The sequence below is a fragment of the Pseudoalteromonas sp. AWH4_217 genome, assembly GCF_056161105.1.
The window spans coordinates 341,290-355,951 of record NZ_JBSWYM010000001.1 but is presented as its reverse complement, the minus strand read 5'-3'; the positions used below and the strand labels follow the sequence as shown (position 1 = coordinate 355,951).

General features: G+C 49.9%; 18 protein-coding genes and 1 riboswitch. Of the genes, 7 read left to right on the top strand and 11 right to left on the bottom strand.

From position 1 onward, the window contains the following. The 4 genes from ACXAH1_RS01570 to ACXAH1_RS01555 all read right to left on the bottom strand — a co-directional run bounded on the left by ACXAH1_RS01570 (nt 1) and on the right by ACXAH1_RS01555 (nt 2,362). The gene (locus ACXAH1_RS01570; protein WP_475193231.1) at nt 1–1,092 is read right to left on the bottom strand and encodes an NAD(P)/FAD-dependent oxidoreductase; all 1,092 of its coding nucleotides are present in this window, start codon (nt 1,090–1,092) and stop codon (nt 1–3) included. Nucleotides 1,093–1,190: 98 nt separating this feature from the next. Then, nucleotides 1,191–1,415, bottom strand: coding sequence for a hypothetical protein (locus ACXAH1_RS01565; RefSeq protein ID WP_253050348.1), 225 nt, complete (start codon nt 1,413–1,415; stop codon nt 1,191–1,193). Between the two features lie 91 nt (nt 1,416–1,506). Beyond that, entirely contained in the window at nt 1,507–1,947 is a 441-nt protein-coding gene (locus ACXAH1_RS01560) for a PaaI family thioesterase (protein WP_138550861.1), read from the bottom strand. A gap of 16 nt (nt 1,948–1,963) precedes the next feature. Continuing rightward, a complete protein-coding gene (locus tag ACXAH1_RS01555) occupies nt 1,964–2,362 on the bottom strand; it encodes an RNA-binding S4 domain-containing protein (RefSeq protein WP_475193229.1) in 399 nt (132 codons plus the stop codon). A gap of 207 nt (nt 2,363–2,569) precedes the next feature. Here ACXAH1_RS01555 and ACXAH1_RS01550 point away from each other — a divergent pair, with 207 nt between their 5' ends. Together ACXAH1_RS01550 and ACXAH1_RS01545 are read left to right on the top strand one after the other, a co-directional pair. Beyond that, nucleotides 2,570–2,842 (top strand): hypothetical protein, encoded by a 273-nt coding sequence (locus tag ACXAH1_RS01550; protein WP_054014929.1) that lies wholly within the window; start codon nt 2,570–2,572, stop codon nt 2,840–2,842. An 84-nt stretch (nt 2,843–2,926) separates the two neighbouring features. Continuing rightward, complete coding sequence (locus tag ACXAH1_RS01545; RefSeq protein ID WP_475193227.1) at nt 2,927–3,601, top strand: hypothetical protein; 675 nt, start codon at nt 2,927–2,929, stop codon at nt 3,599–3,601. A 55-nt stretch (nt 3,602–3,656) separates the two neighbouring features. Here the strand turns inward: ACXAH1_RS01545 and ACXAH1_RS01540 are convergent, their stop codons facing one another. Next, the gene (locus ACXAH1_RS01540; protein ID WP_138550858.1) at nt 3,657–4,319 is read right to left on the bottom strand and encodes a DUF2959 domain-containing protein; all 663 of its coding nucleotides are present in this window, start codon (nt 4,317–4,319) and stop codon (nt 3,657–3,659) included. A 111-nt stretch (nt 4,320–4,430) separates the two neighbouring features. On the opposite strand from ACXAH1_RS01540, the gene ACXAH1_RS01535 reads away from it, so the two are divergent. The 3 genes from ACXAH1_RS01535 to dtd are packed head-to-tail and all read left to right on the top strand — an operon-like array spanning nt 4,431 to nt 6,747. Next, the gene (locus ACXAH1_RS01535; RefSeq protein ID WP_475193299.1) at nt 4,431–5,312 is read left to right on the top strand and encodes a virulence factor BrkB family protein; all 882 of its coding nucleotides are present in this window, start codon (nt 4,431–4,433) and stop codon (nt 5,310–5,312) included. Between the two features lie 11 nt (nt 5,313–5,323). Further along, nucleotides 5,324–6,265: an alpha/beta fold hydrolase gene (locus ACXAH1_RS01530; RefSeq protein WP_253050361.1), complete on the top strand. Its 942-nt coding sequence runs from the start codon at nt 5,324–5,326 to the stop codon at nt 6,263–6,265. Between the two features lie 44 nt (nt 6,266–6,309). Further along, complete coding sequence (dtd, locus tag ACXAH1_RS01525) at nt 6,310–6,747, top strand: D-aminoacyl-tRNA deacylase (RefSeq protein WP_475193225.1); 438 nt, start codon at nt 6,310–6,312, stop codon at nt 6,745–6,747. 9 nt (nt 6,748–6,756) lie between these two features. Here the strand turns inward: dtd and ACXAH1_RS01520 are convergent, their stop codons facing one another. Next, complete coding sequence (locus tag ACXAH1_RS01520; protein ID WP_475193297.1) at nt 6,757–7,446, bottom strand: spermidine synthase; 690 nt, start codon at nt 7,444–7,446, stop codon at nt 6,757–6,759. A 215-nt stretch (nt 7,447–7,661) separates the two neighbouring features. Between ACXAH1_RS01520 and ACXAH1_RS01515 the strand changes: the two genes are divergently transcribed. Then, entirely contained in the window at nt 7,662–8,555 is an 894-nt protein-coding gene (locus ACXAH1_RS01515) for a bifunctional GNAT family N-acetyltransferase/hotdog fold thioesterase (protein WP_475193224.1), read from the top strand. 40 nt (nt 8,556–8,595) lie between these two features. Here ACXAH1_RS01515 and ACXAH1_RS01510 read toward each other — a convergent pair whose 3' ends face one another. After that, the gene (locus tag ACXAH1_RS01510) at nt 8,596–9,618 is read right to left on the bottom strand and encodes a phospholipase A (protein WP_475193221.1); all 1,023 of its coding nucleotides are present in this window, start codon (nt 9,616–9,618) and stop codon (nt 8,596–8,598) included. A 167-nt stretch (nt 9,619–9,785) separates the two neighbouring features. On the opposite strand from ACXAH1_RS01510, the gene ACXAH1_RS01505 reads away from it, so the two are divergent. Beyond that, nucleotides 9,786–9,989 carry a hypothetical protein gene (locus tag ACXAH1_RS01505; protein ID WP_138545198.1) on the top strand — a complete coding sequence of 68 codons (204 nt, stop codon included), beginning with the start codon at nt 9,786–9,788 and terminating at the stop codon, nt 9,987–9,989. A 303-nt stretch (nt 9,990–10,292) separates the two neighbouring features. On the opposite strand, the gene ACXAH1_RS01500 is transcribed toward ACXAH1_RS01505, so the two are convergent. The 4 genes from ACXAH1_RS01500 to dapA are packed head-to-tail and all read right to left on the bottom strand — an operon-like array spanning nt 10,293 to nt 14,275. After that, nucleotides 10,293–11,405, bottom strand: a complete 1,113-nt coding sequence (locus tag ACXAH1_RS01500; protein WP_475193218.1) for a succinylglutamate desuccinylase/aspartoacylase family protein — start codon at nt 11,403–11,405, stop codon at nt 10,293–10,295. Between the two features lie 2 nt (nt 11,406–11,407). Then, nucleotides 11,408–12,628: a PLP-dependent decarboxylase gene (locus ACXAH1_RS01495; RefSeq protein ID WP_475193216.1), complete on the bottom strand. Its 1,221-nt coding sequence runs from the start codon at nt 12,626–12,628 to the stop codon at nt 11,408–11,410. After that, entirely contained in the window at nt 12,628–13,368 is a 741-nt protein-coding gene (locus ACXAH1_RS01490) for a 2,3,4,5-tetrahydropyridine-2,6-dicarboxylate N-succinyltransferase (protein ID WP_138550849.1), read from the bottom strand. Before ACXAH1_RS01490 ends, ACXAH1_RS01495 begins: the two co-directional genes overlap by 1 nt. A 10-nt stretch (nt 13,369–13,378) precedes the next feature. Next, nucleotides 13,379–14,275 carry a 4-hydroxy-tetrahydrodipicolinate synthase gene (dapA, locus tag ACXAH1_RS01485; RefSeq protein WP_475193214.1) on the bottom strand — a complete coding sequence of 299 codons (897 nt, stop codon included), beginning with the start codon at nt 14,273–14,275 and terminating at the stop codon, nt 13,379–13,381. Between the two features lie 113 nt (nt 14,276–14,388). Continuing rightward, nucleotides 14,389–14,565, bottom strand: a riboswitch (Lysine riboswitch). Nucleotides 14,566–14,662 lie beyond the last annotated feature (97 nt).

The following is a 14,662-nucleotide window of genomic DNA, read 5'->3' as shown; positions in this document are numbered from 1 at the left end:
CTATAGTTGTGCTTCAACATACTCGGCGATCGCCAGACTGGCGGTCAGCCCGGGTGATTCAATACCAAACAGGTTGATAAGACCATTAATACTATGGTGTTGATGCCCTTCAATCACAAAGTCTTGCCCCTGATCCCGATACAACTTAGGTCTTATTCCCGCGTAGTCGGGATGCAGCCGCTCAGGGTCCAGAGCGGGCCAGTAGCTTTGTATTGCTTGCACAAAACGGGCTTTGGCCTGTGCGTCAACCTGGTAATCCAGCTTGTCAATAAACTGGGCATCGGGCCCAAACCTGAGTTGACCTGCCATGTCTAAAGTAGCATGGATCCCCAGACCATGTTGTTCAGGCATCGGGTAGATCAGGTGATTGAAGGGGTGGGGGCCTTGATAACAGAAATACTGACCACGGCATAAATGGCTTTGTGGGATCTGGTCCTTGTCAAGTCCCGTGATTCGCTGAGCATTGTCTTGTGCAAACAGGCCTCCAGCGTTGATCAGAGTATTGCAACTCAGCTCAAAGGGGGCACCGTCGCAGTTTAGCGTCAGTGCAAATCCTGACGCTGTTTTTTCCGCCGATTCAAAGCGGGTGTGACAGACCAGGTTGCCACCTGCGTGCTCAAGCTGATGGACTAAAGACAGCATCAGCTGGTGGCTGTCGACAATCCCGGTTGAAGGTGAAAACAACGCCGCACTGGTGTGCAGGCCAGGAGCCATATTTGCAATTTGTGTCTGGCTGAGTGGCGTCAGATCATGCACGCCATTGCGTTTTGCCTGCGCCTCGATGGCTGCGAGTTTATCCAGCTCGTGTGTCGTGCGCGCGAATAAAATTTTGCCAAGCCGTTTAACCGGAACATGAAAGCGCTCGCAATGTGCGTACAGCAAGGCTTTACCACGGACACACAGACGTGCTTTAAGACTATGCTCAGCATAATAAAGACCGGCATGGATCACTTCACTATTGCGACTACTGGTATGTTCGCCAAATTGTCCCATCTGATCGATGACCAGAACGGAGCGGGTCTGACTGAGGCGCGCCGCGATGGCCAGGCCAACGACCCCTGCGCCTATGATCACTGTATCTATATGGTCCATGAATGTCTCTGAATGAGCAACTGAAGGCAAAATTGTAGCGAAATGCCCACGCAGAGGCAAAGCCACAGGTGGCAAATTGGGTTGCAGTGCAATCCCGATTAGTCTGACTTTTCTCGGCGCATTAGTAGGATCGTCAGATAAATCTTAGTAGGTAATGAGCAGATCAGGCCTATGGCTATACAGGCCGCTCCTAGTGCATACCCCTTGGGACCGAGTGCCGTCAACCACTGAGCGCTCAGCAGGGTGTGTCCTGTGAAGATCAGTAACAGGCCGCATACAATCACACAGTGCAGAATAATAATCAGGCGTTTTTGTTTCTTCATGATCTCAGCCTCCACAAACTGGGGGTGAGATCATTGTGATATTGTAAAGAGTAAAACGGGTTGCGCTATATCAACTTCGCTGACGTTAGGACTAGCGCCGCTCGACGACTGCGGCTGTCATGCGAGCCACACAGCATAATTCATCACGTGCATTGACGATTTTCACTTCCCAAACGGAGGTGCGCCGGCCAAGGTGCAGGGGGCGGGCCGTGGCGGTCAGCGTCCCGTTTCGTGAGGCCTTGAGATGATTGGCGTTTATCTCCTGTCCGACACAGTAAAAACGTTCAAAGTCGACAGCAAAATTAGCTGCATAACTGGCCACCGTTTCGGCTAGCGCGACATTGGCACCACCATGGACCATGCCCAGTGGATTATGATGTGCCGGGGTTGCGGGCATAGTGGCAACGAGGTAATCGTCGCCAATTTCACTGATGCTGATCCCTAAGGTTTGCATCAGCGTGCCTTTTTGATGGAGCCCCTCATCCAGAGCTTGGCATTGTGCTAGTGTGACCGGGCGATACCAGATACTCACCGTGTGATCTCCTGTATTATCCAAACGAAATAGGTTTTCTGCCTGTGACGCTGTCCACATTATTCTTTTGTTTATTGCGTCGCTTTTTGCCAGGCTGGCTTGGCTGCCTGCCCTTGTCAGTAGCTGACTGTGCACTGTGCTGGTGCGCAGGCGGCGGGTTTGGCTGACTGCGCTCGGCTGGAATGGCGCCCTCAGCCAGGGTCAGCATAAAGGCTTCTTCGTTAAAATAGAGGGTATCTCCGGCGTACAATTTCTTGCGTTTAACCGTACAAAGCTCGCCGTTAACGCCCACATATCCTGCGGCGATAAGCTGCTTGGCCTGTCCACCACTCTCTGCAAAGTCTAATACTTTTAATAGGTTACAAAGTTCAATTGGCTCTTCTTCGAGCTCGATTTCAATATAATCTTGATTCATATCACAACCCCGTTGGATGTTTTGCGACAGTATAGCGCGACGCTGCGGTGAACCACGAAACTTTTTCGAACATCGTGGTGTCTTTAATGTAATTGCAGCATTTGGTGTGTATCTTGCACGCCGATACGGAGTCGGGCGGCCATTGGTCGGGACTTTTGGCAGTTATTCGCTGCGACTTTTGTAAATTATGACAACAGGAGACATTCCATGGGGATCCGTTCTGCATTAAAAAAAGACCTGATGAATTTAGAGGCATTGGGGTTAATGACAGCAGATGATGTGCGTGGCTATCTCAACACTCAGCTCAATCAGGGCAGAGACAAACTGACTTTGATCTCACGATTCAATGAGCATCACAGCCAGGTTCAAGCTGGTTTACCCAGTCAGGAGAGCGATCTTAAATTTGAGCGTCATCGCTTGTTTAAAGAAATTGTGTATCCCAAAACCGCGGTACAAAACTGGCTGACACGTAGTCACTGATGCCGTAAGTCGCGATGGCACAATGGACAGATGTCGGGCGGCTGTGGTCTACTCAAACCATAATAATAAGAACAGGGAATTTTCATGAAAGTATGGTCAGTGGCTGGGTGCCTATTTTTGAGCGCCTGTAGCAGTCAGCCTGTGGTACATGTGTTTCACTCCTCTTTGGACGACACAAAACAACATCAGCTGGTGAACCAGCTGGAACAGGCCAATATAAACTATGTGTTGAATGACCTTGCTGTGCCTGCACAGTACAGCACTGACAGTGATACTGTCCGCCTGAATCGTTTTCCCGCGGATCAAAATGATGTGCTGATCTCGCAGCTGTCTGAGGTGGTACAAGCGTTAGGGTATAGCGGGCTCAATGTGCAGGAGTTTAACGGCGAATATCATCGTTTCAGTGAAGGAAATTACGGCCTGTACTTTCCCGGTGAGCTGGCGCAAGTGGCTCTGCCTGAAGTGGTGTTTTCACACAATTGCGCGTTGGATGCATTTCAGATTGAGCTAAAGACAACTGGAGACTGGTTGCTTACGGGCACAATGACGCAAGGGAAGTGGCTCTACAACGAACCGTATCTAACTCTGATTTGGGATAGCGGTCAGGGGACCATGCAGCAAGCCTATCAAGTTATTTCACACACAGTGCAGACGAGATTCGGAGAGAAACCCGCTGCCACTTACCAGGTAATGGGCCATCGCAGTTATGCTGCCATCCCTATCTTTAACTGTGATTTGCAGGTGATCTATGCCGAGTAGCTCGGGAGCAACGGTTAACTGACAGCGCTAACCGTTGCTGAACATGGCGTCTCGTTTATGGCTGATTGGTATTATTCATACTGGCAATAAAGGCATTTGAGTCTTCAATCGAGCGATTCATATCGCTGATCAGAGACTGAATATCCCGCTTCAAACCACTGAATTCGCCTTTGATGGCGGCAATCGCTTGTGCGTTAAGGTTGTGCTTTAAGTACAACACGTTATCTTTGAGTGAATCCAGAACGGGTTGCATTTTGGCTTCGCTGGCGCGCATCGAACGTAGCAGCTTGTCAAATTGACGTTGCGTCTGACGGAGCTTTTGCTCGCTCTGGCGTTTCAGGCTGGCACTCGAGTATTGAGCCAGTTCATCCTGCCATTCAGAGAATAAGGCTTCTGCAACATCTTCTACTTTGTCTATGTTTGTACGTACGTCCTGCGCAGCGGCTTCACTGGAGAGATAATCATCATTGAGTTGTTGATACACACTTTGTAATTCGCCACCATCAAAGTTGATCAAGGTGGTCAGGCGTTCCAGGGCAGACTGAAACTCTTGTTGTGTGGCCTGTTGTGCTTCTTTAGTATTTTCTACACGGTCCACTAAGATCTCACGCTTATGCACCCCCACTTTTTCCCAGGCTGCGTAGTACGCGCTTTGACAGGCGCTGAGCAGGCTCAGGCTTAAGATTATGAGGCTCGTTTTTATTACAGAATTGTTCATCGGCTTTCCTAATGCAGTTGATACATAACGGCTTATACTTAAATCTGACCCTATGAATTATGACTGGGATTGGTAAGATGTGCAAAACTCACTCTGTAAACCTGTGTAATGATGAATGAATTATGGCGCTTGCGGCTGCAGCGTCTGAACCTGCAAGGTCGTGCAATGGTCAGACGTCAGCCTGACTGGTGGCAGCGTTTTTTTAGACGCTGTCAGGAAGATCAATTGACGATCAACGCCGGTTATCTGGCGTATGTGACCTTGCTGTCACTCATCCCGCTGGTGGCAGTTGGGGTGGCGATTTTCAGTGCATTTCCTGGTTTTCAGGATGCCAGAGATGCCATTGAAAACTTTATTTTTAATAACTTTGTGCCTACCTCAACAGACACCATTAAATCCCATATCAGTGCTTTTACTGGCAATGCAAATGAGATGACCGCTGTGGGGATTGGCTTTTTGACGGCGGTTGCCCTGTTATTGATCCGCAATGTGGATGCCGCATTAAATCGCATCTGGCGAGTCGAAAAGTCACGACCAATGATGATTTCCTTTGCCATTTACTGGATGGTCCTGACCTTGGGTCCCGTGTTATTGGGGGCCAGCATTGGCGTAACATCTTACATTGTGTCACTGGTCTCGTTTGCCGATCAGGGGATCCCGGGCTTTAGTGGCTTTTTGCTGAAGCTTTTGCCCTATGTTATTTCCATGGCAGGCTTTTTTATGCTCTATACTTTAGTACCAAATACACGCGTGTCTTATCAGGCAGCGATACCAGGGGCATTTTTTGCGGCTTTGCTATTTGAACTGACCAAAAAAGGCTTTGCTCTGTATATCAGCCATTTTCCCTCATATGAGGTGATCTATGGTGCGCTGGCCACAGTGCCAATTCTGTTCGTCTGGGTTTATCTTTCCTGGATGGTGGTGCTGCTGGGTGCTGAATTTACTGCCTGTTTGTCCGAAAAGGAGTGCGAGGAACAAGACACACCACAATAAAGAGGTGTGCAATGACTCAATTGTATCGGCTGGAATCGCCACGACGCAGTTTTCATATGGCGGTGTCTCATGGACACCAAATACAGGTAGAAGAGTTTGGTCTGGAGACCGGGTTGCCTGTGATTATTTGTCATGGTGGCCCGGGCAGCGGCTTATGTCGTCAGTCTGCCAGTTATTTTAATCCACAGCGCTATCGTATTATTTTGTTTAGTCAGCGCGGTTGTGGCCAGTCTTCCCCCCAGCAACTTACGCACAACACCACCGAACACCTGCTCCAGGATATAGACAGTCTGCTGTCGTACTTAGATATCAGTCAGTGCGTACTGGCGGGGGGATCCTGGGGCGCCACGTTAGCCCTCTTGTTTGCGCAGCGCTATCCGCAGCGAGTGCAGGGATTAGTGCTATGGGCGACCTTTCTGGGGTGCCAAAGTGATTTGCAGTGGCTCTATGGGATCAGCGGTGCCGGGGCACAGTTCTATCCAGAGCGTTATCAGGTTTTCAGTCAGGGACTTGGGGATTACAAAGCGGTATTGTCCCGTTATACCCAGCTATTGCATTGCGATGATGAAGTGGCGGTGCGCCGCGCTGCGCAGCAGTGGCATGACTGGGATCGTCAGCTTAGCGTTGGCAGCCAGGCGCAACGTTATCAGCTGGATCATGAACAGGCTGTGGTCCAGCAAGCCCGGATTATGGTGCATTACTTTCATACCCGCTGTTTTATTGAGGAACAACAGATATTCCATCAGGCCGATAAAATAGCAAGTTTGCCTGTGTGGATGATCCATAGCCGCCACGACTATGTCTGTCGTTTTGCCATGGCTCAGGCTCTGGCAGAGCAGCTTAATGCGCGTTTGCTGATCCTCGAAGAAGTTGGGCACTGTGCCACAAATGCAGTATATTCTGAAGCCATACGGCGTGCCGCCGATCTGCTGTTATGTAAGCTGGCACATTAGCGGCATAGTGGATATTAATGACGTGATGATTTTTAGAGGTAAGCGTGCAGGGATTAATTCAGAGGGTCAGTCAGGCCAATGTGGTCGTTGAGGGAGAGTGCGTTGGTCAAATTGGTCAGGGGATCCTGGTATTGCTCGGGGTGGAGAAGGCTGACGACCAAAAAAGTGCAGACAACTTGTTACACAAGATTAGTAACTATCGTATTTTCACCGATGATCAGGGAAAAATGAATTTGAGCCTGAGAGACATCGGAGGTGAGCTGCTGGTGGTGTCTCAGTTCACTTTAGCGGCGGATACCAAAAAAGGCATGCGCCCGAGCTTTTCTTCTGCTGCCACACCGGCACAAGCCGAAGCACTGTACGAGTATTTTGTAGCAAAGGCGAAAGAATCGGGGTTACGGGTGGCCACAGGGCGGTTTGCTGCCGATATGCAGGTGCGCCTGTGCAATGACGGTCCAGTCACGTTTAATTTGTCGGTCTGACGAGTAGGGCTAACGGGTTAAAGAAATAATGTGATTGGCGTAATCGGGCACCTTGTGTACGAAGGGTTTTTTGCCAAAGTTGGTAATAAGCAGGTGCTCCAGCTGTTTTAGTTGCGAATCATGTTCTGCAAGAAAATTAATATATAAACGGCCGCCTTCATTGAGGGTGGCACGAATTTGTGTGTAAAACTTGTGTTCGTACAAAAATCGGGGGGCATCGAGCTGACTGAACAAATCCAGGATGATCCAGTCATAATGGCCATTATTCTCGAGCGCCTGATACGCATCGCTACAACTAACATTTGAGATAGGATCGCCACCAAAATAACGTTTATAACAGTGAATAATATCAGGGTTGTTATCGATAGAGGTGATCTGACAGTCCGGATAGCTGATATGCAGATAATCCCGGATAGCTCCTGCGCCGAGGCCCAGTTCCAGTACTTTTCCAGGAGCGGGGCACTTTTTCCACAGCGCGGCTAACACCTGTAAATGTGGAAAAAGCAGTCTCTCCGGATGATTGAGCTCAATCACGGATTGCAGCGTGTCGTTAATCAGTAACCAGCGTAAGGTTTTTTCCTGGCGTACCTGTATGCTGATTTTGCCATGTTTATGCCAATACAACAGATGCCCGAGTTGATGGCTCTGGTGTACAAACTCGTTACTGATAGTGCCGGGTTCGGTAATAAAATCTTGCATAGTTACATCAGCATAGCTTGGCCTCACAGTTCTGCCACCGCGTTGCGTTGAATTTACATGACAAATTGGCCAAATCTGGCCGATCATTCCCTGTTGCACACTTTTCTTGTAAGGTAAGGTCCATAAATTAGACAAAAGTTCCCCGTTAAAAAGCGGGAGCAGATTGCACAGGCCGGGCGTATCGCCTCGGCGACAGGAAAAGCACAGGAGTCACCATGTTTCAAGTAACAGCGCCACAGAGCAGTGAAGATTGGCAAGCGTATTATCAACTACGATGGCAGGTTTTACGGGCCCCCTGGGAGCAGCCCAGAGGCAGCGAACAGGATGATCTTGAGCAGGAGGCCGAACATCGTTATATCAAAAATAACGAAGGTCAGGTGCTTGGTGTGGCACGTCTGCATTTCAATAATCAACAGCAGGCACAAGTCCGTTATATGGCGGTTGATGAGGCACATCGTGGCCATCACCTAGGCAGTCGGCTGTTGCATGAGCTGGAAAAAATAGCCTGGACGCAACAAGCCGAAGAGCTGGTGTTGTTTGCCAGAGAACGAGCACTGGCATTCTATGAACGCCACGGTTACCAGATGATTGAAAAAGCCCATCTGTCTTATGGCGATGTGCAGCACTGGAAAATGGTTAAGCAACGTCCATCTGAGCCTGGCTGGTTCCGTCACCCGCAGTGGACTCAGGTGTTACAGGATACCTGGCGCGAGTCGATCCCTATCAGTGATGCGATGGGGATTAAGGTAGAAAGTTACACCGACTGGCAGTTTTCAACTCGCGCAGACCTGAAAGCTAACCTGAATTTGCACAATTCGATGTTTGCAGGTTCGGTCTACAGTATGGCGACATTAACCGGGTGGGGTGCTACCTATCTGGCACTCAAAGAGCAGGCCCTGGAAGGGAATATTGTCCTTGCCGACGCCAATATTCAGTATCTTAAACCGCTGACCACCGCGCCCAGTGCAACGGTCACGCTGGCCGAGTGCAATGGCGAGCTGAGTGCACTCAACGATGAGGGCAAAGCGAAATACCGGGTGCCGGTAAATGTCTATGATGGTGATGTGCTGGTGGCGAAATTTGAAGGCTTGTTTGTCGTTATCAAATAAATGCTTGTACGGCCTGCTGTCGCAGGCCGTGACAGTGACCTTAAAGTAGATCAGTGACCGCAATACCCAGGCCCAGACGCTGAATATGGGCATTGTAGTCAATCAAACTCTCGCCATAGCCGTTAAAATACTGCACATATCCGCGCACCCGAGAGGAGCCCAGCAGTGGGAATGACCAGTCAAGTTGTATGGCACCATGGTTATCACTGTTGAAGTTGTTACGGGTCATAAAACCAAATTCATGGTCGCCGTAGCGATAGGCACCACTGAGCTCAAAGTAACCCATGTACTTGTGAATGTCCGGGTTGTCATCGCCTTTGGCAACCAGAGGCTCTGGTTTATCATCTTCTGGCAGGCGATACCAGGGCTTAAAACTAAACACAAAGCCTTCATATTCCCAGATAAAATTGGCATAGATGCGATTCCAGGAACGTGAATTCGGCTGACTGCGGCCATTTGACTGATGCGAGGCACCCAGAATAATGGCCATTTCGTCGCCCCACAGAACGTTTTCATCATCCAGGAAGTTGACCCAGAAGATTTCAGGCTCGTAATTGGTTTCACGAAACGGGGAGGAAATGTCTTTGTTATAAAGCTGCCAGTAAGATTGCAGTGTGACGCCGACATACACTGCCTGGTCTTTGTCCTTAAAGTGTCGATACAGGGGCACTTTCATCGAGATCTGGTATTTGACCTCCATATGATCGAGTGGCTCACCTTCTTCTTCCTGAATGGCTTTCAGACCATCAAAGGGCCTGGAATTTGGGTTTTTGACATAGGTAACCGGCAAGATATAGTTGCGATTGTGCGGTGTCAGCACATTGCGGTTATTCTCTGTGACCATCTCGCGCGCCATGCGGCGATCCAATTTACTGAGGCTCGTTTTTTGTAGTTGCTGGCAGTAAATTTTGAGCTCGGCAACGGTTTGTTGTTGATCACCGGCAATGATTTCGTTCAGTACACATTGTTTTATTATCTCCAGGTCATCCTGGTCCTGCGGTTCACTGGCCTGTAGCGGCGCGGACGCCAGAAAAGACAAGAAAGCGAGCATCCTGAGTTTCATAGATGATGAAGTCCTTAGTCAAAAGCAATTAACGTTCATTTTATCATGGTAGAGAAAACTAAGAAGGACAAAGTTTACCGTAAGTATTGTGTCAAGATATTGGTTGGTTGATTTTTATTCAATATGGCAGTACGTTAATTGAGCAAACTACATAAAAGGAAATGGACATGAAAATATCACTGAACAAAAAATGTATAAAACAACTGAGTAATAACCAGCAGCTTGGATTGGCTCAGACACCGAATATTGCTGGCGGAGCCTCTGGCTATCCAGCTTGTAACTCGTTTGGGTGCGATACTGCCGTTTTTCTGGGTTGTCCTACTGGCCGGGACTGCTACTCTGCTCGTAACGAAATCTGTATGCCGGATTAATACCAATTTCACTTAATACCTGTTCAATTTGAAGGAGCAAATATGACGCTAACGGCGTTAAAAATTTCTCATTTAGAACCTTTACCTAAGGTATGAGTTCGCAAATTTTTGCCTGGTTATCGACCCTGTTTTCTCGCCTCAAAATAGAACACTTAATTAAGCAAATTGGTATAAAAAGGGCGGCGGCAACGTGTGTTGCCGCCTCACCTTAGCAAGTGAGGGCTTGCTCACCTACTCTCACGCAATCGTTGCTTCGTTTTGTGCGTTACGCGAACTGAGTACTGACCTATCTGCAGGACCCCACTACAGTTCATAGTAGTTAGTAAAAAATTTATATAACTCAGTGCCCTGATTAACACTGGCCGAAGCGAAATGCAGTATCGCAATAGCATCTTGTGTCAATGTCAGGCTGTGCAGGGGCATTTCGGATAAGTATTGCTCCATACGCAAAATCCGCGCAATACACTCTCCTGCTTTAATGTGCCCACCAAGCTGCGCTTTATACTCCACCATGCCGCCCATGGGGGCGTAATAAGTCAGGTAATCTTTGAGTGCGCAGGCGTAACGTTTGATGTCTCTTGGTTGATGGTTGCCATCTGCTATCACTTCTTTGTGAGTCAGGTAACTGAGGATGCTATTGGCATCATGTACGGCTTCATCGAGATCAATTTTTTCCTGAGAGCCCAGCTCAACTGTAAATGCTTCTACGGGGACGGGCAGGTCACGACCTTGTTCTTTTAGCGCATCACTTAGCTGCCACCAGGGACAGAAGCTGGCTTCATCCATTGCCCCATCGAATTCATTGGGGATCAGCAGTACATGAGGAATATCAAAATAGCGTGCGCTGTCTTTAGCATACTCTGGGCAATATAAGTGCTTTGCCGAAATGGGACCTGTGTGCAGATCCAAGACAATGTCTGCCTGATGGGCTAATTTTTGCAGTGTCAGTGCAATTCGCTTGCCTGTATTCAGTGTATGTGCGGGTGCATCAAGTAAGGCATCGGTTGCTTTGCATAGTTGTTCGCGAAAGGCCGCAATCAGCGTTGCATCGGGGGCCTGGCTGTACTTTGCAAGACAAGTTTGCACCTGTGCACTGTGGTCATAGTACATGCGGTTCCAGTTTACCCCGGTAATAGGGTCAAAGCGCCCGAGCGTAAACTCACCGGATTTCTGGTTACAGCCAATCGGGTTGGCATAAGGTACCAGAGTAATGTCACCGGCCAGTGTCAGATGTTTCAGTTGCTCCAGCAGTGCATAGATCACGGCATTACCCTGCACCTCAGCGCCATGCATATTTGCCTGGATGTATACGTTTGGCCCTGTGCCATCGCCCTGCAGGCGGTATACGGGAATGGTCAATGGCAGACCATTGGCAATTTCCCCAACCTGGATATGTTGCTGTGTAATTGTGTTCATGATTACCTCAGATAATAGTCGGCGTGCTCGCTTTGACGAATGCAGTACAACTGGCCCTGCTTAAAGACGTATTCAGCCGGCAGTTCATGGCACAGAAAGTAAGGCATACTCTCGGTAAAGCCATAAGCACCACACTGGCCAAATATCAGCCAGTCGCCATACCCGAGGTCCTCAGGTAGGGGGTGAGCCCCGAGGTGATCCAGCGCGGTACACAAGGGACCATGCAAATGATACTGGCGATCAGCGGCAGCAGATGCGCGCAGTGCCTGGACCGGAAAAGCCTGACCGGTTACCGCCGGGCGTAGCAGGTGATTGATACCGCCGGCAAGGATCAGCTGATGTTCGTCATAGTTTTCTTTTTGCTCTACAACCGGGTTCAGATAGTAGCCACAGTGCGCGACCGCATAGCGACCCAACTCCATCCACAGCTCCTGCACGCCTGCTTCGGCCTTGATGACGGCCAGGCTGTCGATAATCTGATCCCAGTCAAGCGGTTGCTGCTCCGGTTCATAAGGCACGCCTAATCCGCCGCCCAGATCGAGGATCCTCAGCGTCATGCCTAGTTGCTTACTTAATGCCATCAGAGGCGGCACCATTTGCTGCCATAAGCTGGCCAGCTTTGCCGCATCCAGCATATTGCCCCACTGGAAAATATGCAGACCCGCAAAGTCCAGTGCAGGATAGTCGCTCAACGTGAGTTGCTGCCACTGTTCACATCCGAGTCCAAACGGGGTCAGGCTGTCGCCACCAAGCGGGTTTTTGTCGCCTGCTGGCCAGCGCAATTGCACACGCAGCAACACAGTTAAGGTTTTTTGGTGTTGTTGTGCCGCATCGTTTAACCAGCGCACCTGGTTTAGGCTTTCAGCCACAAAGGTGGTGACGCCAGCATCGAGGAAATGTTGGATCTGGGCTGGCGACTTGGCCGGCCCGGTGTTGAGTACGCGCTCAGCTGCGATGTCCTGTGACAGCACTTGTGTAAGCTCGCCACGGCTGGCAACGTCAAAGTTGAACCCTGCTTTGTCTAGCGTGTTAAGCACACTGGAGAGAGGGTTGGCTTTGACCGCGTACCAGAGTTTCACCACATCTTGGGTGGTAAGGCGGCTTACATGGGCGTGCAGCGCATCGAGATCATAGACAAAAAAGGGCGTTGCCAGGTCACAGTTGTCCTGCTCTGTGCACAGCGCATTAAGTTGCTCGCGCAAAGGCGTACTCAAGGCCAACATTAGCGAAGCACCTCTTCGAGTTCTAATGATGCATCACTTTGTTCGTCACGATATTTCACTATCAAGGCGCAGGACATGCTCAGCCCCTGGGCTTTGGCCCAGTCACTGGAAGCCGGGCGTGAGCCTGGGATCACAATGGCAAACGGAGGAATGGCTTCGCCTTTGTCCAGCGTACGCTCATTAACACAGTCGTACACCGGAATGCTGGCAGACAAGCGAACACCAGGTGCCAACACAGCGCCTTGTTTCACGACTACGCCCTCAACCAGTACGCATCCCGCGCCAATGAAGGCATCGTCTTCGACAACAACCGGGCTGGCACCGACTGGCTCTAATACTCCACCGATCTGTACGGCGGCGCTGAGGTGAACGTTCTTTCCTATTTGAGCACAGGAGCCAACCAATGCATGACTGTCGACCATAGTGCCACTGTCTATATAGGCACCGATATTGACATAAGCGGGTGGCATAATAATGGTGCCGGGTGCGACATAAGCACCGCGGCGTACGCTACTGCCTCCGGGGACCATACGTACCGCATCACCGGCTGAGAAACCACGCGGTGCCAGGTTGTCTTTGTCTACAAAGCCACCTGGATACTCGGTGTTCTGACCCGCACGAAATGCCGCCAGGATACCTTCTTTTACTTCGACGTTAGCATGCCAGTTGCCTTGTTCGTCTTGGGTTGCCGCACGTTGTGAGCCATTTTCTAAATTATCTAAAAGTGTTGACCAGGTCATAGGGATTCTCTTAATTCCAGGATAAAATCTGTTCGTTGGCGGCGCTCAGAGCCGCATTATTGGTTAGTTCCAGATGCGTCAGTGGCGGCCTGAGGTGAGGCGTGGCCAAATTACCTTGCAGATGCATGAGCGTTTTAACCGGGATGGGGTTTGCAACGGTAAACAGACTGCTAATGGCGTCGGCCCAGATGGTAAACAGGTTAGGGCTGGTGCCACTGAGTGTGCGGCGCACAAACTCTGCGGTTTGAGAAGGCCAGGCGTTGGCTGCCACAGAAACCAAACCGGCGGCACCGGCCTGGGCAAAGTAGGGAAGCAAAGCATCGTCACCGCTGTAAATTGCCAGTTTTGGCAGCGCACGGCGGAAGGATTCAAACGTGGCAATGTCACCGCTGGCTTCTTTGAGTGCCCACAAATTGTCATGATGTGCCAGATTAGTCAGCACTTCAGGGGCAATGGCAACGGCACTGCGACCAGGAACGTTGTATAACATACATGGCAGTGAAGTGGCGCACAGTAGCGCATCGAACCACTGAGTCTGGCCAACTACGCCGGGCTTGGCATAGAGTGGGGAGCCCAGTAGCAGGGCATCAATGTTTTGTGTATTGCAAAACTCAACCCACTCTAGCTGGGCTGACAGGTTGATGCCGCCAACTGCAACCATAATGGGTACTTGTGGCTCCAACGCACAAACAAACTCAACGATTTTTCGTTGTTCAGCAAGGGTCAGGGCTAATCCCTCACCGGTGCTTCCCAACAGCAAGATGCCATTGTTTGCTTCGACTTGCTGCGCAACGAGTTGCTCTAAGCTGTGGTAATCGACCTGATCGTACGCATCAAAAGGCGTAACTAAAGCCGTCCATAACGGGTAGTCAGATAACTGTTCAGGTTGCAAAGTGTGTGATTTCATCTCTACCGAACTTCTTGCTGGTCCGGTAGTCAGGGAAGTGTCCCGCTCCGAACCGTTTAAAATTCGAAGAGCAATGGACTTAAAAAGAATAGGCCGCTGGCCATATTGTTTCTAAGACCAGAAGCTCTCCACCAAATGTGTTGGTGACAGTCGCTGGGATTCAGCCCAGTCGCCCGAAGCACAGTGTAAGCAAAACACAATACTTCTCGGCGTTAATTCCCCTCTTTGAGTTTCTCGGGAGTTTGCTCTCCTCCACTCAAATACCTGAATAACGCACCTCTTCCAGCCCTAAGACACCCATACATCTTGTATGTATGGCCGTCTGGATAAAATAGGGTACGGGCGCATTGAAACATTTTGGCCGTCTGGGTGTCAAGTCGCCGTCGG